This is a genomic window from Paenibacillus baimaensis (assembly GCF_025567575.1).
The window spans coordinates 1-24,168 of the sequence record NZ_JAOQIO010000097.1 but is presented as its reverse complement, the minus strand read 5'-3'; the positions used below and the strand labels follow the sequence as shown (position 1 = coordinate 24,168).

Annotated in this window: 22 protein-coding genes and 1 pseudogene; 5 read left to right on the top strand and 18 right to left on the bottom strand. The window is 48.4% G+C overall.

Translation table 11 applies throughout. From position 1 onward, the window contains the following. From OB236_RS28250 to murD, 3 genes are all read right to left on the bottom strand, one after another. The coding region (locus OB236_RS28250) for a dihydrofolate reductase family protein (protein ID WP_408638525.1) at positions 1 to 177 on the bottom strand (177 nt) is incomplete at its 3' end. Positions 178 to 512: 335 nt separating this feature from the next. Then, entirely contained in the window at positions 513 to 998 is a 486-nt protein-coding gene (locus OB236_RS28245) for an NUDIX hydrolase (RefSeq protein ID WP_262686913.1), read from the bottom strand. Between the two features lie 122 nt (positions 999 to 1,120). Further along, positions 1,121 to 2,452, bottom strand: coding sequence for a UDP-N-acetylmuramoyl-L-alanine--D-glutamate ligase (gene murD, locus OB236_RS28240; RefSeq protein ID WP_262686912.1), 1,332 nt, complete (start codon positions 2,450 to 2,452; stop codon positions 1,121 to 1,123). A 411-nt stretch (positions 2,453 to 2,863) separates the two neighbouring features. Here murD and OB236_RS28235 point away from each other — a divergent pair, with 411 nt between their 5' ends. Then, positions 2,864 to 3,943: an NAD(P)/FAD-dependent oxidoreductase gene (locus OB236_RS28235; RefSeq protein ID WP_317259391.1), complete on the top strand. Its 1,080-nt coding sequence runs from the start codon at positions 2,864 to 2,866 to the stop codon at positions 3,941 to 3,943. A gap of 292 nt (positions 3,944 to 4,235) precedes the next feature. On the opposite strand, the gene OB236_RS28230 is transcribed toward OB236_RS28235, so the two are convergent. Further along, on the bottom strand, positions 4,236 to 4,688 hold the full coding sequence (locus tag OB236_RS28230; protein WP_262686910.1) for a hypothetical protein: 453 nt from the start codon (positions 4,686 to 4,688) through the stop codon (positions 4,236 to 4,238). 31 nt (positions 4,689 to 4,719) lie between these two features. Then, entirely contained in the window at positions 4,720 to 5,097 is a 378-nt protein-coding gene (locus tag OB236_RS28225; protein ID WP_262686909.1) for a VOC family protein, read from the bottom strand. 399 nt (positions 5,098 to 5,496) lie between these two features. Here OB236_RS28225 and OB236_RS28220 point away from each other — a divergent pair, with 399 nt between their 5' ends. Beyond that, complete coding sequence (locus OB236_RS28220; RefSeq protein WP_076238209.1) at positions 5,497 to 5,901, top strand: VOC family protein; 405 nt, start codon at positions 5,497 to 5,499, stop codon at positions 5,899 to 5,901. A 496-nt stretch (positions 5,902 to 6,397) separates the two neighbouring features. Here OB236_RS28220 and OB236_RS28215 read toward each other — a convergent pair. Next, positions 6,398 to 6,649, bottom strand: a pseudogene (locus tag OB236_RS28215) (M24 family metallopeptidase); the annotation flags it as partial. A gap of 274 nt (positions 6,650 to 6,923) precedes the next feature. Continuing rightward, a complete protein-coding gene (locus tag OB236_RS39850; RefSeq protein WP_317259390.1) occupies positions 6,924 to 7,172 on the bottom strand; it encodes an isochorismatase family protein in 249 nt (82 codons plus the stop codon). Positions 7,173 to 7,840: 668 nt separating this feature from the next. Here OB236_RS39850 and OB236_RS28205 point away from each other — a divergent pair. Both OB236_RS28205 and map read left to right on the top strand, forming a co-directional pair. Next, entirely contained in the window at positions 7,841 to 8,425 is a 585-nt protein-coding gene (locus OB236_RS28205; protein WP_262686908.1) for a TetR/AcrR family transcriptional regulator, read from the top strand. Between the two features lie 7 nt (positions 8,426 to 8,432). Next, a complete protein-coding gene (map, locus tag OB236_RS28200; RefSeq protein ID WP_262686907.1) occupies positions 8,433 to 9,179 on the top strand; it encodes a type I methionyl aminopeptidase in 747 nt (248 codons plus the stop codon). On the opposite strand, the gene OB236_RS28195 is transcribed toward map, so the two are convergent. The 11 genes from OB236_RS28195 to OB236_RS28145 form a co-directional block, all read right to left on the bottom strand. Next, a complete protein-coding gene (locus tag OB236_RS28195) occupies positions 9,142 to 9,417 on the bottom strand; it encodes a diguanylate cyclase domain-containing protein (RefSeq protein ID WP_262686906.1) in 276 nt (91 codons plus the stop codon). The two genes, map and OB236_RS28195, sit on opposite strands and share 38 nt — an antisense overlap. Positions 9,418 to 9,996: 579 nt before the next feature. After that, positions 9,997 to 10,416 (bottom strand): SRPBCC family protein, encoded by a 420-nt coding sequence (locus OB236_RS28190; protein ID WP_262686905.1) that lies wholly within the window; start codon positions 10,414 to 10,416, stop codon positions 9,997 to 9,999. A 315-nt stretch (positions 10,417 to 10,731) separates the two neighbouring features. Then, complete coding sequence (locus OB236_RS28185; RefSeq protein WP_262686904.1) at positions 10,732 to 11,622, bottom strand: alpha/beta fold hydrolase; 891 nt, start codon at positions 11,620 to 11,622, stop codon at positions 10,732 to 10,734. Between the two features lie 18 nt (positions 11,623 to 11,640). Beyond that, entirely contained in the window at positions 11,641 to 12,021 is a 381-nt protein-coding gene (locus OB236_RS28180) for a DUF1330 domain-containing protein (protein ID WP_262686903.1), read from the bottom strand. Between the two features lie 115 nt (positions 12,022 to 12,136). After that, complete coding sequence (locus tag OB236_RS28175; RefSeq protein WP_262686902.1) at positions 12,137 to 12,748, bottom strand: DUF2239 family protein; 612 nt, start codon at positions 12,746 to 12,748, stop codon at positions 12,137 to 12,139. 527 nt (positions 12,749 to 13,275) lie between these two features. Further along, the gene (locus OB236_RS28170) at positions 13,276 to 17,130 is read right to left on the bottom strand and encodes a carboxypeptidase regulatory-like domain-containing protein (RefSeq protein WP_262686901.1); all 3,855 of its coding nucleotides are present in this window, start codon (positions 17,128 to 17,130) and stop codon (positions 13,276 to 13,278) included. A gap of 26 nt (positions 17,131 to 17,156) precedes the next feature. Then, positions 17,157 to 17,765 (bottom strand): SGNH/GDSL hydrolase family protein, encoded by a 609-nt coding sequence (locus OB236_RS28165; protein ID WP_262686900.1) that lies wholly within the window; start codon positions 17,763 to 17,765, stop codon positions 17,157 to 17,159. Positions 17,766 to 17,807: 42 nt separating this feature from the next. Next, positions 17,808 to 19,349, bottom strand: a complete 1,542-nt coding sequence (locus OB236_RS28160) for an extracellular solute-binding protein (protein WP_262686899.1) — start codon at positions 19,347 to 19,349, stop codon at positions 17,808 to 17,810. Between the two features lie 58 nt (positions 19,350 to 19,407). Beyond that, complete coding sequence (locus tag OB236_RS28155) at positions 19,408 to 20,289, bottom strand: carbohydrate ABC transporter permease (protein ID WP_076237873.1); 882 nt, start codon at positions 20,287 to 20,289, stop codon at positions 19,408 to 19,410. Positions 20,290 to 20,317: 28 nt separating this feature from the next. Next, positions 20,318 to 21,238, bottom strand: coding sequence for an ABC transporter permease (locus OB236_RS28150; RefSeq protein WP_262686914.1), 921 nt, complete (start codon positions 21,236 to 21,238; stop codon positions 20,318 to 20,320). Positions 21,239 to 21,474: 236 nt separating this feature from the next. Then, positions 21,475 to 23,751, bottom strand: a complete 2,277-nt coding sequence (locus OB236_RS28145; protein ID WP_262686898.1) for a helix-turn-helix domain-containing protein — start codon at positions 23,749 to 23,751, stop codon at positions 21,475 to 21,477. Positions 23,752 to 23,854: 103 nt separating this feature from the next. On the opposite strand from OB236_RS28145, the gene OB236_RS28140 reads away from it, so the two are divergent. Then, on the top strand, positions 23,855 to 24,168 hold a 314-nt coding region (locus tag OB236_RS28140), incomplete at its 3' end, for a hypothetical protein (protein ID WP_262686897.1).

Here is a 24,168-nt window from a genome sequence, read left to right as displayed (position 1 = left end):
AGTAAATTGTCCCCATAAATCATAGCTTTTTCTTCCATATAAAATAGTATCAATTTGATTTAAGAAATTAATAAACCCCATCTCAGAGTCCATAATGCACCAATCAACTTCCCCACTTTTCCCTTCAATAAAACCATCTAAAGTAACTGCTAAATCTAAAATTATTCTTCGTTTCATGATTTATTACTCCTTTCGTTGATCTACCACCCATTATAGACCTTAAATATGTCATCTTGTGTCATATTAATAAAAGAGAGGATATCTTTTTAACAATTCTGTCCGTCAGAGAGATTCCCTAAAAGCAATACAAGCATTTCTTCTACGTGGGTTCTCATAAATCATTGAAAAAAGTATTAAAACGCATATTATTCTCAAGAATCTGCCCAACCTTACCTTATTCATTAACTTAAACTCCCGTTAGGTGAGAAAACGGCAGCCATCATGTCGGCTGCCGTTTCTTAGTGTTCATTGAGCTATCGTTCCTCGTTTGATCAACAACGAGAAATAATTTACTACGATATACCTTTTTGGTGTTTGATTATAAACTCTGGGCTCGTTACATACTCCATGTAATTTACCGCTCCGTTAAACTCCAAATAAGCCTGATAGCGAGTGCGAATAGCTGGATGTGTAATGAAATCAAGAACTCTATCTTTCGCCACCCAGCGGCTATCAGTTGTTTCTTCAGAAACAGCTAACTCCCCGCCAACAGGTTTACATACGAAATCAAATATAACTTGCGTAGGAACATCAGTCACGCCATCATACCATTTAAAAATACCTGTATTCGAATAGACACCAATTAAGTAGCTAACCGTGGTGTCTATTCCGCTTTCCTCTTTGATTTCACGAACCAAAGCGTCCATCAGATTTTCTCCAACTTCCACTTGTCCACCAGGATAAACCCAACCACCGTCACGAGTTTTTACTAAAAGGATATTTCCTTGCCCATCTTCCACAAATCCACCTGCGGATACTATGTGCGTTGGAAATGGCATATTACGACCCCCTTTATCGGCAATGTTCTATATTTATTCCATTCAATCAGTTCCTCTTAAGAACTATCTATAAATACATCAGGGAAATCAGCTTTTCCCAGCAAACGCCCATCATGTCTTGTTCAATCCTTCCCGTCTGGCCGGTGCAGCGCTCCGACCAGGTCTACAAAGTGACGCCCGCGCTCTTCAAAGTTACGATATTGGTCAAATGCAGTGCATGCAGGACTCAGCAGCACAGTGTCGCCCTGTGCGGCCAGCTTGTGTGCCTGCGTCACTGCCTCCGCCAGGCCTTCGCAGCGGACAATAGGCGGGCAACACGGCACACTGCGCACCGCTGCCTCGATTTGACTGGCTGCTTCTCCGATCAACAGCAGCACCTTAACATGATCAGGCAGCAGCCTAGCCATCTCGTCAAACGGTACTTTCTTATCTCGCCCACCGGCGATCAGCAGCACTCGGCCCACATGTGCATGCAGCGTGGCGACGGTACGGGCGGGGCTTGAGCCGATTGAATTGTTGTAATAATGCACGCCGCCCACAGTTGCCACCCACTGGTTTCGGTGCTCCACACCGACAAAGTTGCGCACCGTCTCCAGGATTGCTTCATCAGACACAGTCCCCCGCACAGCGGTCATAGCAGCCATAACGTTCTCCACGTTATACCAACCCGGCAAACGAATGTCACTGATGGGTAGTAGACCGTCGATCACGCCATCGTGGAGAGTGTGCCCGCCGAAATACTTGGTTTGCCCCCGCCCGCGTAGTGCGGCGGTCGCCGGATTGTCGCCGTTTAGGACGGCAAAGTCGTCAGCACTTTGGAAATCCAGCAGGCGTCGCTTGGCGGCGGTATATTCATCCATGTCGCGGTGCCAGTCGAGGTGATTGGGCGAGAGGTTGGTAATCACCGCCACATGGGGAGAGCGCGTCAAGTCCATCAGCTGGAAGCTGGACAGCTCGACCGCGCACGCATCCAGCGGTGACATCTCGCCCGCGCGCGTCAGAAGTGGCGTGCCAATGTTGCCGCCCATATGAACCGTACGCCCTCCGTCAGCCAGCATGTCTGCAATCAACGACGTGGTGGTGGTCTTACCGTCCGAACCGGTCACACCGAAAATAGGACAAGGACACAGCGCAAAGAACTCCTCCATCTCACTGGTCACACGGCTGCCGCCAGCGCGGGCCAATTCCAGCGCCGGATGGTCTGGGCGCATGCCCGGAGTGCGGAACACCACGTCGCCCCCAACGTGATCCAGATAATCCTCTCCCAAGCGCAACACGACGCCTAGAATGTCCCACTCCTCCCGGGGCAGCGCCGGATTGCGGTCACGCACGGTGACGCGTGCCCCGGCCGAGCACAGCATGCGGATCAGCGGTGAATTGCTAATGCCGGCGCCGATAACGGTCACGTCCCGACTGGCCAGCGATTGGATATAGGTGTCAAAAGCAGGATTCATAAGCACCTCCGCTTAGAAAATGTCATTTAATCAAATATACCACATATTAGAACTATCCTCCCGTTAGCGTAGCGACCTTGGGTAGTGGCAGGATTGATCGTTCCCACATCTGACCCTAACACTTTTTCTGTTTTATTGCTGTCGACTCTGGTCTCTGCAACTACTTTCTCCAACCTCTTGTTTGCAAGTTGTTGAACAGAAAGCCCGAAAAGGCCGCAACAGGTCACTTGCTTTCAATCTGTCACAACCCCCAAACCCGCGTCCGACGCGGCATCTCGGTTCTTACTCTTCCCCTGTAGCAATCGGATTCTCCGCGTAGGAAACCCAATCGCTCCAGCTGCCCTCGTATGTTATGACGTCGGATTATCATGACGCCTATGTTACAATAGGGCGACAAAGGGGGAGTAATTATTGAAAAAACAAAAAATCGTGATTATTGGCGCAGGGATTGTCGGGGCGTCTGTGGCCTATCAGCTGGCCAAACGAAATCAAGATGTAATCGTTATTGAACGACACCCCGCCGCGTCGCGTGAAGTCACGGAAAAATCTTTTGCCTGGATACATACGACGCATTGGGTGGCTCCTGAATACTGGCATTTGTACGATGCGGCTTGTGAAGAATATCATGCGATTCAGCAAGAGTTGCCCGAACTGCAAATTCATTGGCACGGAGCGTTGACATGGGGCAATCCGACCCTAAGGGAGCAACTCCGCTTTCAAAAATTAAACCGGGAGCAGCTTGAGGCATTGGAACCGAATCTGGAAGAATATCCGGATGAAGCGATGTTTGCTAGCGAAGAAGGTGCGGTGGATCCGATAGGTTTAACGGAGCTGTTGTTGAGCAAAGCGCGGGAGTACGGAGCAAAAGTTCAGTTCGGTACCAACGTTACACAGCTGCAGCAAGAAGATTCCTGCCTGGTCGGCATCCATACCTCCAAGGGTTTTCTGGAGTCGGATGTCGTGGTAGTGGCCGCAGGCACGGGCGTACCCGAACTTTGCGACCCGTTAGGTTATCCCGTGCCGATAACGCCGTCGCCTTCCATTCTGATTCGAATGAAAACTGCGAATAGGCTGATACGCACCTTAATTTCAAATGCGAAATTTGAAGCGCGTCAACTGACGGATCATACGCTGCTGGCTGCGGAAGATTATATCGACGAGTCGGAGGAAAATGGGCCAGAGGCGGTCGGCAAGCGAGCGTTCGAGACGTTGCGTCGCAGTCTGAAGGGCGGGAAGCAATTGAAACTGGAAAGCATCAAGGTTGGGATGAGACCAATGCCTGAAGACGGCTATCCGATCGTGGGCTTCCATGATCATATAAAAGGACTTTATCTTACGGTGATGCATTCTGCGATTACGCTGGCGCCGCTGATTGCGCGTCTGGCTGCAAGTGAAATAATCGATCGGGAAGCAAGAAGTGAATTAGACCCTTGTCGACTCTCCCGATTTAAGAACCACTTAAGGGATGATCCAGCTGTTTCTCGCGGGTGAGGTTGTGAATCAAGTGGAATCGCATGCGAGTGAGGCGCTGTAGGGCAACATACAGCGCCAGCATAACGATGGTGGTCGTCCGACACGAGCAAAATCGCAGTGTCTTTCAACTTTCAAAAGGTGGGGGGCAGAATGTAGAATACAAAGCTTCCCAAAATCAACATTACCGTTTTGTAAGTACGTTCACCCCATCCGTTGACTTCGTGTTGACCTCGATACTACTGAACACAAAGCAAAGGAGCACATCGTTACATGAGCGACGACGTACTCTTGTCACAACCTGTATAACTGCTCACTCCTTCTCCTCTTCCCCCGTCGCCACTGGATTCTCCTCATAAGAAATCCCGTCGCTCCGGCTTCTTATCCCCCCACGACCCCCTATGTTCGGAGGGTTCCAGCCGTGGGGGTTCCGATTAGCGGAATGTTTCGGAGGATATGCCAGTGCCCATGTGCGGCGATTTCGCTTGGCTACGCTTGGGAGCGATTCAAGAGCAAGAAACCCGTGAAAGACGCGGCTGGTGAAACAATATGGTTTGAGCCAAGGCGAGTCATCCACCTGTGGCTGGGTCAAGCCGAACGGATCGCCAACAAAAGGCCAAGTGAAGCAAGGTAGCACCCGGAAGGATGGATGGGCTACAACCTGTTGTTTAGAATGGTTGTTTGCAAACCAGTCAACCATTGAACAATCGTACCCGATAGCTGAAAAGTCGATCGAATACCTCAGGTTCAGTCCTAGTTTTTTCATTCTCGAATTCGCTAATAGTGGTTCTCTCCTCTTAAGCGACAAGACTAATTAAATTGCCATCGGGGTCCTTTACAATCGCGTAGCGCTCCCCCCTAGGCGTATCCCGTGGCCCGCGATGTCCGATATATCCATGTACCGTCAATTGACGGTACAATTCATCCAGCGCTTCGCGGCTGTCAAACTGAAATGCGAGCTCTATTCGATATCCAACAGGCTCTTCCCAGCCGTCCAAAACGACCTGCGCCGATTCCCACGTGCCGAATGCCAAGCGAATTCCGGTATGCTCCACCTCAACGTGATGTTCTTCATTGGCGCTTTCAGGTATTTCGAATCCCAATATACGGTAGAAATCCAAAGCCCTTTTCATCTGTTCCACGAAAATCGCGACTCTCTTTAACTTAACCGTCATGCTTCGTAACTCCCATCATTGTGATTTATTTTTCACCCCCATTGTAACGATTGTATCGACTGTCAATATAGTAAAAAACGGACTTCTTTATCCATGTAACCACAAGGCAGCTGCCAAAACCGCAAGGCTATTCGACCGACATGGACTTGCTGAACAGCTACACCAAGGTTGAGATCGGGGAACGCGGCAACATCCATATCGTGTACTGACGCATTCCGAAATCGAATTCGGGAGTAAGCCAAAAAAATGTTAAAACGCTACTGACATACTGTTGTCAGTAGCGTTCTTTTATAATCGGAGTAAGTAAACATAAAGGAGTGGAAGATAAATGCGAAGTATTCTGGCCCAAAATGATATGATACGGTATTGTATCATTTATTATAGGAAGGATGGTATCTCGTGAATTTTGCTTCTGTACGTATCATTACCGACGACGTGGATCGTCTCGTCGAGTTCTATGAGAAAGTCATGGGTGTTTCGGCGGAACGCCCCGCGCCCGTCTTTGCTGAACTCGTTGTGCCATCGTGCACCCTGGCCATCGGCCACTCCCAGACGGTGCAACTGTTCGGCGCTGGTTCCGCAGTGGCGGCCGACAATCACACTGTCATCATCGAGTTCCGCGTCCACGATGTCGATGCCGAATACGAGCGCTTGAAGCCGTTTGTCGACGAGTGGGTAAAGGAACCAACCACGATGCCGTGGGGGAACCGTGCTGTGCTGTTTCGCGATCCCGACGGCAATCTGGTTAACCTCTTCGCGCCGGTAACCGAGGAAGCGATCAAACGGTTCAGCGGTAGGCGTTGACGGACAGTTGAAGTGAGTGAGGCCTCAATTTGGGGAGTGGCAACATATGGGCCATTTTGGTCGAATGTGCCGATAACATTTCTCCGATGATAACATCGTCTTTCCAAGTATGACAATGTACCCGAATGGGGCAACACGACTACCAATGTGTATATAGCTTATGGTAGAAACTACTCCAATTTGTGGTCATTAATCATTTAGTATGTAAGAATTTTCATGAGCAAGTCAAAGGAGCAGCTACGGCTGCTCTTTTACTGTTTTCAGTTCTGCTTGCTTTCTGTACCAAAGTCATAATAACAACGCGGTTTTTCGCAAATCGGTAAAGTTACAAACCATGTAAAAAAAGTTTCCCTGGACTCAGCGCTTTTTTGTCGTTTCGGATTACGAACTTTCGTCAGGCCAAGCAAGCCGGGTTGGCGACTTATTTCCTAAAATGACGCATTCCCGTCCGTCCGGCGTGACTGCGAATCGTAAGCTCATATTGCGCCGACAACTAGCCGTCGGCCGTTCTCGCCGTCCACCGATCGTCGTCGGTCGTGATACGGAACGCACCTTCGTTGACCATCGGTTCAATCGTAAACACCATACCTTCCTTTAACCGAATGCCTTTGCCGGCTACGCCGATATGCTCGTAGCTCGGCTCCTCGTGCAGGCTCCGCTCGATCCTGTTCGCCAGCAGATCGCGTACGACCGAATACCCGTTTGCTTCCGCATGCTGTTGAATCGCCGACGTTATGTCGCCGAGCCGGCGGTTCAAGTGATAGTATATGAGGCTTGAAGCATATCTTTGCCGTAACGGCAAAGAAATGTTTCAAAGTACCTGCGGCAAAGATATGCTTCCAAAATCAAAATTAAAACGGGATCCGCAGAAGCAGTTCCCGTTTTAATTCATTGAACTATCGTACCCGTTGCTTAAGATAAATTTACTCATTTAGTAAATATAACAACAAATTTCTTGCCAATTCAAAGTTCCTATATTCCTTATTTTTTCTAATAAAGCCACAGACGGAATCCACGGCAGCTCATGATGTGGATAAAATGTGTTTACTTTCTTCTACTTTAGCAAACCAACAAAGAAGAATATTGTGATGATCAATGATTTGTTGAGCTCTCAAATCCCCTCTAACCCATGTACTATGGCAGTCTTTTGCAACCGTTATCTCATACCCTAGACTTCGAGCTCGACGACATGTCGTATCAACACATAGTTCAGTTTGTATTCCTGTGAGTATATCCGGATGGATTTCCCACCCTGAAGTCCCATGTTTCAATGGTTTTCCAGGTCCTGCGTTATGTTGTACATAGATGATTGGCCTGTTAGAAGAATGTGCTCATTCAATAAGTAATTTTATGTTCCTCAATAACTCATCACGTTATGTACAGGATAGTTTTCATGGAAGATTCCGACCTGAACATCAATTACTATTAACGCAACTTTACTGTCCATACTGGGCCTCCTCAGTTATATTCATTGTTTAAACCATAAAAATCACGATCAGATCTTAACATTGATTCCTATATGTATTCTTTTTTGATCAGATATTACCTTCCTGTTCCAAAGTAATCTGCCCGTTTCTTCAATGTTTAAAGAGAGCAGTTGTCGCAACGGTCTGCTCCCTTGGTACGTTCAATTATCGTTCTTCGTTAATACTGCTACCGCCGCGCGCCCCTCCTCCTCCACTTTACCATGTATCTCCTTCTTCTTGCGAAAAAACAAAAACCGCGGTGATTCTAAATCACCACGGATCGCCACTCCCAGAACACCACCGCCTCCGCAACTACCTACCTGGAGGTCTGTGTTCAGTTCACTAAAGAACTTTATTTTCAATTAAAGACCTTTATTTTTTTCACCAACAAATAATTTGCATATCCCCGCCCCATGGGTTACAATCTTTATATCGACAAATTTGCAGGTCTATACAAGGAGGTTCACGCACCCATGTGCCCCCGTACCAAAGAACAAAATGAGATCATCCGCATGCAGCGCAGAGAACAGATCCTGGACGCCGCCGCGCGCGCCTACTTCCACACGGGCGGCAGCTTTGATATTCGCGACGTCGCCCGCGAGGCCGAGCTCGGTTACGGCACGGTGTACCATTATTACCCCAATCGGCATTTATTGATAGAAGATGTGCTGGGCAGCGGCTTCGAGCGATGCGAGCAAGCCCTGGCAGAATGGGCGAACATCCTTGGCGGCAGCCCGGATGACAAGCAGCTGTTGACGTATTGCAAGGCGCTGCTCGGGTTGTGGCAGTCGGACGCCCGCGCATATCTCGTCTACAAGATGGCGGCGGAGCATTATGCAGGCTTGCCTGAGAAGGATCGGCACGCCGCCAAGAGACGATTCATGGAACGGCTGTACGTTCCGCTCCAATCGATCGCCCAACGCGAAGACGACAGCGTCGACCATATGCTTGCCGTGCTGGTCGGCTGCTGCGGGCTGCACTACTATGCGGGCACTTCCGAGCTGGACATCGATCGAATCGCCGAGCTCGCGATACAAGCCATTACGAAGGAGTACTGATACGAACATGGTCATCTTAAAAAGCAAACATGAAATCGAGGCCATCCGCAAGGCATGCCAAGTGGTGGCCGAATGCCATCGCACAATCGCCCCGCTCATCCAACCGGGCATCACGACGAACGAGATTGAGCGCATCTTCGAGGACATTATCTTGAAGCACGGCGCCAAGCCTTACACGAAGGGCTACAATGGCTATCAATATGCGACCTGCGCCTCCGTCAACGACGTGATCGCGCATGGATTCCCTAGCGATAAGCCACTTGAGGAAGGTGATATCGTTACGATTGACACGGTCGCGGAGCTCGACGGCTGGCTCGGCGATTCGGCCTGGTGCTATGCGGTCGGGAAAATCTCGTCGACGGCCGAGAAGCTGATGCGCGTCACGAAGGAATGCCTTGACCTCGGCATCGCGCAGGCGCAGCCTGGCAATCGGCTCGGCGACGTGACGAGCGCGATCCAGCGGCATGCCGAATCGAACGGCTTCGGCGTCGTGCGCGACCTTCTCGCGCATGGCATCGGCCGGGACCTGCACGAGGCGCCGAACTACATCCATGTCGGCAAACCCGGTAAAGGCCTCCGCATCAAGGAAGGCATGGTGTTCACGATCGAGCCCATGATCACCGAAGGCACCTACTACATGACAATCGATGCGGACGGCTGGACCGCGCGGACGCTGGACCGCAAGCTCGCCGCCCAATACGAGCATACGATCGCCATCACGGCTGAAGGTCCACAGATCCTGACCGCGCAATAGAATAATTAGAAGCCGACCAACGAGATGGTCGACTTCTTTTTTTCGTATTCGGCATAGCATCTTTCTTCATCCGATACATGCGTTCATCCGCTCTCTTATAGAGCTCATCGGCATTTGCTCCGTCTTCCGGATAATGGCTGGCTCCGATACTTACGGTAATCGACAGCTTGTTCCCGTCTTCAAGCCGAAGCAGGTTCGCGGACAGCGTATCCTCAAGGATCGTGATGAGGCTGCTCACCTGGGGCGATCACGTGTCAGTACGACGAATTCATCTCAGGCGAACCACGCGGGAAAATCGGAAACGCCGACTGACTCGGATAATAGCCGGTCCAGATGACGGAATGCCTCCCGCATGATGGCCATGGGTGTCGTTAATCGAGCAATTCTGTTCCTTTATTTCGACTGCGGCCCCATTGCGTTATTCTGCCGGAGCGTAACGAAAAAGCAGCCGATCCATGCCCAGCTGCCGCGGTTACATTATTCAACTAACGTTCTCATTTAGCTTAATAATACAGAAGATTTTATGGGGTATAAAACCTCCAAATAAACGCTCAGAAGAAAACCTACTGTAACGATGGAAACAAGAAATGATACTACTTTGACCAAAATTTGATCCCTTCTCGGAATATCCCCAAACCTATTTGGTAGGTCATCAGTAATCAGCCAAAAATAAGACATCATAATGATGATTATAATTATCGCCCTTACTAAGTCCAACAAAATCGGGTATCCGAGAAAAGCAACCGATCATATTTACATCGGCAAGTGACAACAGAGCCACATCAGGAATTCCGCCATGTCTCTGTTTCGATTGCGGTTATTGTTCCAACACATTTTCAAGCTCGCCACACCAATTACTCCAGCCATACTTAGCTCCACCCAGTGCTTGAGCATTTGAGATTCCGGTTTGTTCGAGATGAAGGTTAACCTTTCCGTCCCCTAAATCCTGCAGCGTCCAGGTGACCGTGTGCTTCTCTCCGCTAGCCCAAGTATAGGACAACAGGTTTGGTACGTCCACGATAAGCACTTCGCCGTCAATAATTCCATTCCACCATTCGGTCGGCTGAGTGCGAAACTGAAAATGGTGTCCTACAACGGGCTTAAAATCATTTTCCATCGCCTGACCGGTATGGATGTTGGCCACCCACTTGGCAAGCTTGCTTGAATCGGTTAAGGCGGACCAAAGCTTCTCGATCGATGTCGTGTACTGAAAATCCAAGGATAATGTTAAACTCATTCTTCTTCCTCCAAGCGCAGCATATTCGTATGCCAAAAACTATAGTTCCCAGTTACTTGAATAATTCGTTTCTGAATCTGACCATCGTCTGTTTGGAAAAATCCCCACAGAAAAAGCGCCCGCTCACGATGTTATCATGAAACCGGCGATTATTCGATCGTTCCCACATATTTAACAACCGTTCCAAGAGCACCGCCGCTTCCAACCTGGTCGTATGCGCCAAGGGTACAAATTGATTAGCGCTGCGCCCCTAGGCCTACTCAGCCCCATTGGACACCGCGGGACTCCGGATGGTTGCTATTCAGGAAGCGCGTGTCAATTGCGACGAGCCATTCGCTCTATGCCATCAGCGGTTACTTTGTACAGTAGGTGCGGCAGGTCGTGTCCCATGCTGTCAACCAACATTAGCTCGGCGCCCGGGATGGCAGAAGCCGTGTCCTCGCCACACGCTGGGACGAACAGGGGATCTTCCACCCCATGAATGACAAGTGCTGGTACTTTTATGGTCGCCAGCCGCGGACGCCGGTCACCGGAGACAGCGATCGCAGCAATTTGTCGTCCGACACTGCCTGGATCGTAGGCTCGCTGGACTTCCTCCAGAATGAGCGTCCGATAAGCGTCCTCTTCAAACGGATAGCCGGTGCCAGCGATGCGTTTGGCAAAAGCGAGGCTGTGCGCCAAAAATCCTGCTTCATCCTCAAATGGGTTCGGCGCCGGTGTAGTCATCATCGCCATGACTTCCGGGGAAGATTGCGGAAGGGTGGGATTACCGGAACTGGCCATAATGGAAGTGAGTGATAAAACCCGTTCAGGGTACTCACTGGCTGCAATCTGGGCGATCATTCCGCCCATCGACCTGCCAACGAAATGTGCCCGGTCAATTGAAAGGGCGTCGAGCAGTCCGATAGCGTCGTTGGACATGTCATCGAGAGTGTAAGGGATGTCCGGTCGCTGTCCCGACATAAGAGCAGTCGCCAGTGCGTCAAAATCCAGCGTCTGATAATGACTAAAGTGCGTCGAGCAACCTACATCGCGATTGTCAAAGCGAATCACGCGAAAGCCCCGCGCTGCTAATATCCGACAAAACGAAACCGTCCATCGGATCATCTGGGTTCCAAGCCCGGCGATTAGGATAATAGCCTCGTCATTTTCGTTTCCGAAACTGTCATAGGCCAAATCGATGCCGTTTACTTTCAGGATGTTCATGATCATCTTCTCCTCCAATTAATTCGATATCGGAAATTCTGTCATAGGCAGAAGGCGTGAATCTTCGATCGCTGCAGTCCGATGCCCGATACCGGCTAGGTAGTCTTGATGACTTGAAAAAGCAAGAAACGACTGCGCGCTGCTCTGGCGGATCAGCATAACAAGATCCCATCTTTCGTCTTCGGGTCCGATAAGAAACTCTCCGCCATCGCCAAGAAACAGCACTTCACCTCCGCTTTCACGGAGAAATGGGAGGGTGTGCTCAATGTAGCGGTTGAAAGCTTCGGCACCGCTGATTGGGGCCTCCGGTGTTAGTTTAGGATTGGCTGTGTAATCGGCAACATCACGAAAGCGCAGCAGGTTCAACATGACGATGCTGCCCTCAATGCCTCGTTGCATAAACCTCATGCCAGCGCGTTGCGAGGGTTCGATGTAACGAATAGATTCAAACTCTGTCATAGCGGCTCCTTTCGTAGTTCCTTTTTTAATTATTTACGCCTCCACATGCTCTCATTTATAAGTTTCCTTCAGGGAATGCATTAGCGGCTAATTTTTTGACATGGTTTCTGATATCAGGTGCCCAGTCATCGATGAAGTGGTAAAAACGATCCAAATCACCAGCATACAGTGCCCGCAGAGCTTCTTCGTATTGATGGAAGTTCCCGGCCATAGCTGTCATGAAGTTATATGTTGCTTCTTGTGACTCTCGGATATTGCTCTGTTTTTCTCCAGCACGGCGAGCCTCATCAATGAGTTTTCGTAATGTTACTGACGCCCCTCCAGGTTGACTCTTGAGCCATTCCCAATGCCGTGGCAATAACGTAACCTCACCGGATACAACCCCCAGCTTGGGTCGTCCGACCCGCCGTATAGGCTGGTGATTCACTTCCGTACCGGGTAGGTCACCAAACTGTTCTCCTAATCGTTTGAGCACATCATCTGTCTTCCCACGAAAATCAACATCTATTGGCTTCCCTGTGGAATCGTCAAATATAAGCAGCTGTGTGAGGTCTCTGTCATCCAGAGCATCCTTCACTGTAGTAACAACGTGCTGTAACGATCCACTGGCGACGACTCTCACACCCAAAAATGCCGTGCAGTAAAAGTGCGTTAGGGTATTACTCATGCTGACCTCCTCTCTGATTGCATCACCAATTATACCCGGGTAAAAATAAAAAATCAATATTACCCGGGTATAATTTATTTTGTCGTTCGTTATGGAGGAAATAAATGCAAAAGACGCGGCCTAAGAGGACCGCGCTGTTGAGGGCTAGTGTTTTGCTTTATGTTGTACATGCTGTGTTTTGTCGCAAAACTGCCCGTTAGGTGAGAAACGGCAGCTATCATGTCGGCGCTGTTTCTTAGTGTTCATTGAGTTATCGTAATCCGTTAGCTTAATGAACGTAGTCTTATATAATTTTACAGCTCCTTTTTTCCTCCAAAACTCATTCATCTTTCCTATTTTTTGTCAACATTTCTATCATCCCATTTTATTAAGTCGTGGCTACATCACCCTCTACTATGTGTTTCCATTTCCAATATAGCAATATACGTGGTGAACTCTTTCCAAGGTCTTTTCAGATAAATAAATGATTTGAACGTGCAACTACAAAAAGCACCTGAGCGGATCAGATGCTTTTTACGTTTACTCTGTTAATGGTTGGGGTCCTGACCTGTTTCATATTCCGTAAGATTGGTGAGTCCATCATTGTCGGGATCAGCCGTTGGCCCGCTTATTCCCGGATCAGCCAATTGGGCAGCTGTGAAATAGATATACCGCCAGTCATCGAACGGCACCTTCATAGGAGGCAGTTGGCTGGCAGGAAATACGGTTGGAGCCATGCCTGAATAGGTGATGGGCGTACGCACTGAGTAGGAATATGGCTGCAGTTGAACACCCAGGCTATAGTTCTGTAATTCTTGAAATCCTACCCACGGCCGTTGATTCCAACGACTCTCGTAGGTCACAACATTGACAGTCGCAACAGACCCGCCCAGCCGCAAATTGCTGATTCCATTGTCCCATGAACGGACATTGTTCAAGAAATTATTTCCCGCTTGTGCCGTCAATCCCGCTCCAATATTGCTGTGAACCTGGACGTTGTTTGCAGTAAAATGAAGAGCTGTATTGGTTTGGTTATAAATTCCGTTATCGTTCCCCCAGAAAATACCGCCGTCAATTGAAGATTGTGTACTATCGTGAGAGGAATAACCTTCGTCAAAATTATGGAAGGCTTCGATGTTCTCGAATACCAGTCCGCCCCCGGTTCCATGGACGTTAAAACCGTCATTCTGCGCTCCCGAAACGCGCAGATTGCGATAAGTTTGATAGGCATACGGATTGGACACGTTAACACCATTTTGCCGGGAAGCAATTTCCCATCCCGCCGTTGGTGAAGCCTTACTCATGTTCAAGATCAGCTTCTTCCCATCCGGAGACAATGCAGCATAATCGCTTGTAAACTTACCTGCATTTTGGCCCGACGGTTGGTCGAGCATCAGACGTTGACCATTGTAGACCACCAGATGCCTGAACGTATTGGAGCTCCCGCCCGTGGTTGTGTTCTCAATAGGACTTGGCAAGGTATATGTCCATTGACCGCCCGCCTCCTGAGTAAACTGGAAGGTGTTAAAGCCGGTGATCAATTCACCGTTGCCCTCGAAAATAATCGGGTGCCCGGGAGTGCCGGATGCATGAATGGAAACAGTCTCACGGTACGGGCCACTGCCTGGTACCAAACTGATACGATCCCCCGGTTTAAGCGCCGGTGAGCTGTTTACAGCAGCAGCAATTGATAAATAAGCGCCGGCTGTTAGTCCTCTTCGATCCACCTGCAATATCCGTGGAGAGCCTCCCTCCCATGGATAGACAGCGAAACTAACCGTATTGCTTTGCACACCGTTTATCGTGGATGTGACTGTACCCGTTCCCGCGCCCAGAGGCTGCAATACACTTCCGTAAACAGCTGCATATACGCTGCCTGATTGAATATTCCATGACTGAGGCAAGCCCGAAACCGGATATGCGCGGCCGAATTGGTCAGTTGCGGTGACGATGAGCTTGTTTAATTCGTACCCGCTTTGGCCTGAAGCCAGAGTCGGAATTGAACCGGATACCTGAACAGCTGCCAAATAAGGAACCGTTGAAACAACGGGCAGCGAAAAATTGACGCTGTAAGTGGTCAATCCCACAGTAACGTGGACTCCTGATGCCGTCCTCTCGCTATATCCGCTTTTAACTGTCTTAATAGTATGGGTGCCCGCGGGTATATGCTGAAGATGATAAGTACCTGAGGAATCGGTGAATGTCCTGTACACGTCCCTGGCAACCGTTGCCTGAACCAACGCTCCCTGTACCGGGCTTCCCTGATCATCTGTTACCGTACCCGCTATTCCGCCAGTGGCGGACAAGTCCGGTTCGGTTTTGAATATAAATTCGATTTTATCCATTCGGGCTGCTTCCGATCCCTCGGAGGTACCCTCGATCCTGACCTCATCCCATGGCTTCAGATGTATCCCTGAAATCAGTCTGGTAGTTCGTGAGATATCGGAAACCGAGCCGGAGCCTAAGTCCTGATTCGCTGTCCACGCATCCACTTGCGATCCATTGACCAGCAGCTTGTAGGTAGCGTTTCCGTCGTTCTCGTCAAAATAATGGACGATGACATCATAGATGCCAGTATTTTTATCAAAAAGCTTATCCGCCGTGCCTGTTCCGGTCACCTTGATTACTTTCCCGCCGGATGCTACGGGCTGGTCTTCCACAGTATAATTAACAAGCTCCATGTCTTCCGCTTCCACAGTAGTAACCAACGAAGGATCAGGATAAGGGTACGGCGTCAGCGGAGAGCCGGAATAAGCGGTCCCTGATGGTAGAAACGACACATTGTTGTAGTAGCGGTTGACGAACCGCAACGGCACATCCGCTTTGTTTGCCGCCGTTGTTCCAGCGATCTTGACATTCTCGAAGGTTACGTTCGTAATGAGATGCCAGGCATCAAAACCTTCGATGCTGGAAGGCTGCTCAGCCCTGTTCAAGCCGGTGAAATCCTTGACAAGAACACGATCTATCCAGCCTGGATTTATGGCCGCGCGCTTCTTCTGGACAAATTGAAAATACCGTTCATTGTAATTGCCGCCGATAAACTCTGCGCGATTATTAATCACATTAATATCATGAAGACGGACTGCATCTCCCGCCCAAATAGTTAGAAAACGGTCTGCGCGAATGACCTCATTATTTTCAAAATGAACGTTATAAATATCATCCAGCGTTTCATCGCCCACTCTCATCGCAACTTTTAACGACCATAATACATTATTTTTAATATGCATATCGAAAGCAGGTCTTTTTAAATTCATATAATTGCTTACTTTAGGCGAAATCGCGTCGTCACCCGTGTAAATAAAGCCGCCTTCAACCGTTACATTCTGCGAGGCGTCAATGTCCACTCCATCGGTATTGGTTACCGTCGGGCGCAGCAATTCGGGGTCGACAGGATCAGGACCTCCCCGAAGATCATTGATCAGCTTAAAATTTTTCAATGTGACGTCGCTTGCGTACAGCAGATGAATCGACCATCTGGCGGAATCTCTGAAGTAAACGTCCCGGATCAACAAATCCGTTGCATCGGCCGTCCTCAGCAGCTTAATGTTCGCATTGGGATTAAGCGTGCGAACGGCCATCCCGTTACCGTCAATGATGCCTCTTCCCGTAATTTTTACATGCTGGGCGCTGCCTATGAAAATAAAGGAGGAATCGCCGTTATTTTGCGGCGGATAATTCGTGCTGTTAAATTCCGGCACAGCCCGTATCCATGCTCCGCTTTGCAAATACAGATGCACATTGCTTTTTAACCTCAGCTGAGCCGTCATGTACTTCCCGTCAGGAACAAACAAGATCCCGCCAGAACCGCTACCCAGTACAGAAGTATCGTCAATCGCCTGCTGGAACAGCTCGGTTATCGCCGCATCCGGATCGCGGCCTGCCGGCAAATAGCTTGCCAGATTGACGACGCCAGGAGCACCGATGACAGGTGCATCTGCTTCCAGACCGTCAGCAAAGAGGAGCAGCTTCTCGAGATTGTTAATCGTTATGATTAAAGTCCTTGGCTCCGAGATGCTGAAGGTTAGCTTACTTCCATCCTTGATACCTTCAATCTGGTAATTGAGCGGACTAATGCCAAACGATTCAATAGTCTCATTGGCATACACATCCACCTGAACCGTACCCGAATAGGAGAAGCGGGCATAGCTGACATCCCCGAATTGTTCAACAAACACGTTTTGTCCATTCACCTTCAACGTGTAGGAAGTGCTTGAATGGGCTCCCGGCAGTACAGGATACTGTATGATCTCAGCGCCGGCTTCGGAATACACTGCATCTGCCGAGATAGCGCTTACATTGCTTCCAGTAGGAATGGCTGTATAGCCAATTTGGGGAAAGCCAATAAATAGGGATGCCAGCATCAATACGACCAGGAATAAGGATATCTCTTTTTTTCTCAAAGTAACGTCCTCCTTATAAAATCATGTTACGTACTAAACAGGTAGCCTGATATAAATGCAGCCTGCAATGCCCTGATGTCTTCCCTGAAATGAACATGATCACAGTAGATGTCATCGCCCAAGCTTGCTGTAAAGGTATAAAGATCAATGAGGGACACATGGGCTCCCGCTGCTACATGTTCAGCAATTCGGTTGTAACGAAGGGCATCCTCACGGTAACGCCTAAAGCCTACATTTCGGTTATTATGAATAGCATCCACGACAGGAGTCGTACTTATCCAGAAGACCTGTTGTGCCATCTTGCTGGAAAGATCAGCGATAGCTTGCAGGTTATCTGCATACTCAAGCTCGTTGATCTGTGGACCAGCAGCACCATTTTTTATCTTAATATCGTGGAGACCGCAGTTTACCAGAAGCGTGTCATAGGTTGAATTTCTGATATATTCGTTTTTTAAAAAATCCAAAACCGCTCTGCTGTCACCGGAATTGGCTCCAACCGGGACATCCAGATTTTTAAGAGCCTCTTCCACATAACCTCTCGTTGTATATTCAAATCTGGAGCTGGTCATTCGTTTCAGAAACGGACCATAGTGCACAGATATGCTGTCTCCTACAACAAATACTGTGGGTTTCATAAATAGCCCTCTCCATTTCGATACATGACGTTTTTGCCGGCCCTATTTTTTCCGCTTCGCATACTCCGCGTTGATTTCTTCAATTCCTTTATCGCCTCCGGATTTCTTCCACTTCTCGATCTCATTGTTCCAGCCGTTATCATCAATCTCTCCAAGAATATATTTTACCTTCGCGTCGTTGCGGATCTTGTCCAATTCACCGCTCTTTTCAGAAAGTGTCGGAGAGAGCAGCGACGAAGCCGGATTTTGGACGGCAATCGATACGTTGTCCTTAAACATTTTTTTCAGCTTCTGTTCAAGCGGTGTATTCTCACCTTCGAGAGGGGCATCCGTATCCATAACAATGCTGAGCTGCGGAATCGGCAGCAGGTCGTCAACCTTCAGCTTTTGTTCCGCTTCCGTACTGACGGCTTTGCCGTTCTCCAGATGGTAGTGCTTGCCCTCAATTCCCCAATTCAGGAGGTTCGCGATTTCAGGCTTAAACATCTGGTCGAAGAAAGCAAGAATGGCTCTCATCTCGGCTTCGGTCTTTACAGAGCTTTTAGGGAACATGAAGATCCCGTTATATCCTGCGGAGGCCAGTATTCTTTCACCTTTGGGCCCCTGAATCCGTGAAACCATATCCGCGGCTCCCTTGGGATTCGTCTTTTTAATTTCCCGATCATTGCCAATCACATCGTCAATAGCCGTTGAAATAATGACCCCCGCCCTGCCGTTTTCAAATATCGCCTTGCTTTGGTTCCCTTCCGAAACTGCAAAGTCGGCATTCATCAACTTTTCCTTATACAAGCGGTTATAGAACTTTAACGCATCCAAATACTCCTTCGTCATAAAGCTTGGAACCAGCTTGCCCTCCCGCATTTCCCAGCCATTGCCTGCACCGAAGAATCCAGAAAGCATATCCAGGTCGGCGATACCTTTACGTGAAACCAATCCATAAGTATCATTTTTCCCGTTTTTATCCGGGTCGTTCAGCGCAAAAGCCTTAATCACGTTATACAGATCGTCGATGGTTTTGGGCTCTTGCAAGCCGAGCGCATCCAGCCAGTCCTTGCGAAAAACGACGACGCCGCGAGCAAGCACCCGGGGACGGAACAATGCATAATTTTTACCGTCATGTGAAACATTCTCAAGCACATCCTTGTTCAGCTTCCCGAGGTTGGGATAGTCCTTAAGCAACGGACCGATTTCCCAAAAAGCTCCTGAGCGTACCCCATTTAAAATACTTGGCGCATAAATGCCGCCTTCCAGATTGGTTATTACCGAAATTTGCGGCAAATCATTGGACGCGAGACTGACCGACAGCTTATCTTTGTAAGCCGCATTCGGCACCCAGGTGATATTAAGCCTGGTGTTCGTCAGTTCCTCCAGCTTTTTGAAAACAGGATTATCCGCTTTGGGAGGCTCGGTTGAGAAATAGGGCATCATTACAGATATCGTTTTCGGGCCCTGAGAGTCCTGTGCCTTCGGATCTCCCCCTGTTTGTACGGACAGAGCTTCACCGCAAGCTGAAAGCAGGCCGAGCGATACAGCCAACAGGCAGGCGCCCGATGTAAAAGGTCTCCATTTCGTGTTCATCAACATTACAACCATCTCCCCTTATTAAAGTCCTACTTCGGTTATTACCATTCCTATTTCGATCTCAGCCCTTTACGGAGCCGAGAAGTACACCTTTGGCAAAATGCTTTTGCAGAAAAGGATAAACAAGCAATATCGGCAGGTTGGAAAAAACGATCACGGCGGACTTTAACGTCTGCTCCGGAAGCGGCACAAAATCCGTTCCCATTTCCGCCGCATCGCCAAAGCCGCCCTGTGATAAAATAACGATTTGTCGCAGCAGTACCTGTATCGGCCATTTCTCGGGATTATTCAAATACAGCACGGGTGTAAGGAAAGAATTCCAATGTCCTACCGCATAAAATAACGAGAATGTCGCGATGGCTGGCATCGATAGTGGAATTACGATTCTGAGCAGGATGATCAAATCATTGGCTCCGTCCATTTTCGCCGACTCCTCCAAACCATCAGGAAGCTGCTGGAAAAAGTTTTTCATCACAATGAGATTAAAGGCGCTGATTGCACCCGGAAGAATAACAGCCCAATAGGAGTTAAGCAGTCCCAGCTGTTTCACCATCAGAAAGGTTGGAATCATCCCTCCCTGAAACAGCATCGTAAACAAAACCATCAGCATAATCCGGTTGCGTCCGATCAAGGTTCTGCGGGCTAACGGATAAGCCATAAGCGTAGTCATGGCGATATTGACCAGGGTGCCGGCCAATGTAATGAAGACGGTAGCTCCCATGCTTCGCGTAATCGTATCGGTAGTCAAAATATACGTATAGGCATCAAGCGAAAAGACAGTAGGAAACAATACAAAAGAATGTTGGCGAAGCTCCTCCGCTGTCGTGAAGGAAGCCGCCGTCACATGAATGAACGGGATAATCGTCACTAATGCGAATAAGCTAATAATTGTATAATTCATGGCTACAAAAAGCCTGCTGCCGAACGTTCGGTCTTGAACCATGCTGCCCCTCCTCCTTACAGGTTTGCTTCTAGTAGACGCCTTCTTCGCCGAAGCGCTTGGCTATGGCATTAGCCGTAACAATTAATACAAGGCCGATGGAGGAATTGAACAAGCCCACCGCTGTCGTATAGCTGAACAAACCCTGTTGTATTCCATTTGTATAAATGTAGGTATCGAACGTTTCTCCCGCCTCACGATTCATCGCATTCAGCATCAAATAAATTTGCTCAAAGCCCAGCTCAAGAAAATTACCCAAGCGAAGAATCAGCAAAATGATGATCGTACTGCGAATCGCCGGAAGCGTAATGTGAACCAGCTGCCGCCAGCGGTTGGCTCCGTCGATGCGTGAAGCTTCGTACAAGGATGGATCTACACCAGAGAGCGCTGCCAAGAAAATAATTGTTCCCCATCCGGTTTCTTTCCAAATGATCTGTGATGTAATGAGCGTACGGAACCAGTCTTTATTCAACAGGAAATTAATTTTCTCCCCGCCTCCATACTGGATCAATTCATTGACGATGCCCCCCTCTGTAGTCAGCAGAATGTAGCTAAGTCCTGAAATAACGACCCACGAGAAAAAATGGGGCACATAAATGAAGGTTTGAGCCAGCCGTTTAAACAGCTCATTCTTTACCTCATTCAGCATAAGCGCGATAAGAATCGGCAGTGGAAAATAAAAAATCAGATTATAGGACGCGATGTAAAAGGTATTGCGAAACAGCATCCAAAATGAGGGATCACTGAAAAACCGTTCAAAATGCCGCAGCCCTACCCATTTGCTGCCCCAAAATCCGAGATAGGGCTGGTAATCCTGGAAGGCCAAAAATATGCCCCACATAGGAAAATATTTGAAAACCACAAAATATACAATACCTGGAACCAGCATTAGATACAGCCAACGGTCCACTTTGATTTGGCGAAGCTGCTGGCTCCAATTGCCCCTCTGCATCTTCACTCGTTTGACATTCATGTACGCATCCTCCATTTCCGCTTAGCGTCGGTTGTTCGGTTTCATCGTAAGAGAGAAACCACAGTGCCGTCTACAATCCGGGACGGCTGTTTCCGCAAGGTAAGCGAAGCTGGGCAGGATACAATCCTTGCTGGCTGTTCAATAATCCATAACGGTTGCAGCTGCTGGCCGATTCCGCGGCTATACGCTTCTTAGAGAAAAAAATACGGCTGGATCTAGTGAAGATCCGCCGCTCCGGTGTCAGTTGTGTTCCGATATTGTCCGGGAGTCATTCCTTCCATTTTCCGAAAGTACCGAATGAAATTTTGTGAGTTGTTATATTGAAGCTTCTCGGCAATCTCCGCTATCTTCATGTTCGTTTCGGTAAGCCATTTCTTGGCGATCTGCAGCCGGTATTGTGCCAGATATTCACCGAAGGGCATTCCCACTTCTTTGCGAAATACATGCCTGATGTAATCAGGATGGTAATTGATCCGAAACGCACACATTTCTATAGTCAGGTTTTTGTCATAATCGCTGTGCACCATGCTAATCATTTCCTCGGATATTCGGAGATATTGCTTGCTTCTTTGTTCCTCCAGGAGCCGGATAGACGGTACAATAATGGAATGGAAGAACCATTCCACAATCTCATTCGAGGTCTGAAGCTCAAACAGCCGGTCAAACAACGATTTTTCTTCCTCATACAAGGATTGCAGCAGCCCACCCGATTCCTGCAATACCCTGAGCAAATCCGTAAGAAGACCGATCATCATAATTTGGTATTCCCTATGCGATAGCTGTACACTGAACACCTCATGCGAAAACTGCTGCAACAGCCTATAGGATTGTTCTCTATTTGACAATTTAATGGCATCAATTAAGTCATTTTTCAGCTTCTCTGGGTATTCAGGCAATGAACGGTCGTTGGGTTGAACATCAGCAATGTACAAGATCGCCTCATTACCGAGCTTTATCCGATAGTTAAGTGCTTCAAGAGCCTCTTTGTACGCACGATGAGCTCCTTTCAAATAATTGAACGGGCGGCTGATGCCAAGGCTCACCTTGATATGCAAATAATATTTCACCGTCTGCTGAATTTCATTGGCTAATCCATCTATAAACCGGACCGCTTCTTCATGTGTGGGATGGGTACTTCTGATTAAATTGACCTGCGATTGATCCATCAGTATCGGCTTCAGCAGCCGGTCTGACGCTTGAACAAGCTCGGTGACTATATTGTTGACAGCAAACAAGAGTAAATCTTTATCCTTCTCCTCATACTTGGTTCCATCCAATGTGTCAATTTGTACGACCAATACCCGCAAGCTGTTCCATGTCTCGCCATTGACCAGAAGCTTATCTTCAATCTCCTGCTGCTCGGCTTCTCCTAAAAACAGCTTCAGCATAAAGAAATCCTGGAGCTGATTACGCTGATATTGCAGCTCATGGCTCATTTTCTTCTCGGTGTTGACATAAGCGCGGAACTTCTCACCGATCAGTTGAAGCTCGTCCTTGCCCTTGAGCAGACTCGCATGGCCGGAGGAAGTCGTGAACAGCTCCTGATACAGACGCAGTATGGGGATATACATTTTTCTCGTGCCGAATAACGAAGCAGCAACACCGGCGGCCAGAACCAATACGCATACAAGCAGCGTAAACCATTTGATCGCTTGGGATTCCCGGGTCATCGCTTCAATTGACACATAGGAAGCGTAGGTCCAGCCATTATAGACCGACCTGCTGAATATGAAATTGTAGCTGTTTCCATCCATATCGATGGGAATGATGCCCTGCTCATCCTTTGCTGCCATAAGCTGCTGGATATAGGGCTGTGCAGCTACTGACATGCCGATTTGGGAAGGGTCGGCATCCGCGATGATCCGATAGGCAGAGTCCATGATGAATGGCTTTCCCAGGTTCGCATCCACGGACAAAAATTTGCTGATTTCCTCATAAGGAACTTTTAATATGACTGCAGCCGGCGGTTCAAGAGCTGTAACAGGCAAGGTTTTGACCAGATCAATAGAGTTTTCACCAATATTCCAGTAAGAGCCCCGTTTTGCCCCAAGAAGCTGCTTCCAATCCGGTTCGATGGAGGAAAAGGGCTCATACCCTTTGTTCGTCATTTTCCACTGGTAACGAAGCTGAATAAACTGGACATCGCTCATGCCGAGATCATAGGTTTGTATACGCCTGAGCCCTTCCTGAAGCTCTTCAATCATTTGAATACTACTGCTGCGATGTACATCTCTTACATCATTGGTAAGCAATTTCGCGACGGAAGAAGACGCAGTGAATTGTGTCAAAGCATTGTCGGCGGTCCGCAAGCTTTGTTCGACCCTATGCTGCATCTGCTTCAAAATTTGTAGAGAACCCATGTTTACCTTTTCCTGGATCGTATGTGAGGCACGAATATAGGAAAAGCCGCCCACAGTGACAATGGGGAACGTAATGAGAAAAATAGAAAATAGAATCATTTTATGATAGTAATTCGATTTGATTAACTTCATTCCAGGTTCCTCCATTAAGCCGATAAAATCGACAATTTTATCGTAACGATTTTTGGAGTTACCGTCTATAATCAATACCGGCTTTTTTAAGCACAGCTTGCCAATGAACGAAATACGGCTCTTTGCCAGGGATAAGATGAATGGCCATGCCCGTAAGGATACCTATTCCAGCCCAAAGCCCGATGCGTGCGTTAAAAATCCCTTTACCATCACAAAGCAAGGAGAATCGTGGTTTGCTCCTGTTCTGGATGCAGCTAATCAATACGAATCGTATAAGGGCGACTACAAGTACGACTGGCAGTCTTCCATTAGGCATGATGATGCAGCCAAAACATTATTTAGAGCGACCCAATCCCAATATGAAAAACAGATTATCGCTGAAAATCTGAAACGATTTCAAACATTGATTCCCTCGAA

Bases quoted from the DNA above. Each gene is read 5' to 3' on its own strand.
- OB236_RS28225 (WP_262686909.1), bottom strand. From the start codon at position 5,097: ATGACGGTTAAGTTAAAGAGAGTCGCGATTTTCGTGGAACAGATGAAA.
- OB236_RS28175 (WP_262686902.1), bottom strand. From the start codon at position 12,748: ATGAGTAATACCCTAACGCACTTTTACTGCACGGCATTTTTGGGTGTG.
- OB236_RS28145 (WP_262686898.1), bottom strand. From the start codon at position 23,751: ATGAAGTTAATCAAATCGAATTACTATCATAAAATGATTCTATTTTCT.
- murD (WP_262686912.1), bottom strand. From the start codon at position 2,452: ATGAATCCTGCTTTTGACACCTATATCCAATCGCTGGCCAGTCGGGAC.
- OB236_RS28165 (WP_262686900.1), bottom strand. From the start codon at position 17,765: ATGAAACCCACAGTATTTGTTGTAGGAGACAGCATATCTGTGCACTAT.
- OB236_RS28160 (WP_262686899.1), bottom strand. From the start codon at position 19,349: ATGTTGATGAACACGAAATGGAGACCTTTTACATCGGGCGCCTGCCTG.
- OB236_RS28150 (WP_262686914.1), bottom strand. From the start codon at position 21,238: ATGCAGAGGGGCAATTGGAGCCAGCAGCTTCGCCAAATCAAAGTGGAC.
- OB236_RS28185 (WP_262686904.1), bottom strand. From the start codon at position 11,622: ATGAACATCCTGAAAGTAAACGGCATCGATTTGGCCTATGACAGTTTC.
- map (WP_262686907.1), top strand. From the start codon at position 8,433: ATGGTCATCTTAAAAAGCAAACATGAAATCGAGGCCATCCGCAAGGCA.
- OB236_RS28245 (WP_262686913.1), bottom strand. From the start codon at position 998: ATGCCATTTCCAACGCACATAGTATCCGCAGGTGGATTTGTGGAAGAT.
- OB236_RS28155 (WP_076237873.1), bottom strand. From the start codon at position 20,289: ATGGTTCAAGACCGAACGTTCGGCAGCAGGCTTTTTGTAGCCATGAAT.
- OB236_RS28230 (WP_262686910.1), bottom strand. From the start codon at position 4,688: ATGAAAAAACTAGGACTGAACCTGAGGTATTCGATCGACTTTTCAGCT.
- OB236_RS28205 (WP_262686908.1), top strand. From the start codon at position 7,841: ATGTGCCCCCGTACCAAAGAACAAAATGAGATCATCCGCATGCAGCGC.
- OB236_RS28190 (WP_262686905.1), bottom strand. From the start codon at position 10,416: ATGAGTTTAACATTATCCTTGGATTTTCAGTACACGACATCGATCGAG.
- OB236_RS28180 (WP_262686903.1), bottom strand. From the start codon at position 12,021: ATGCAACGAGGCATTGAGGGCAGCATCGTCATGTTGAACCTGCTGCGC.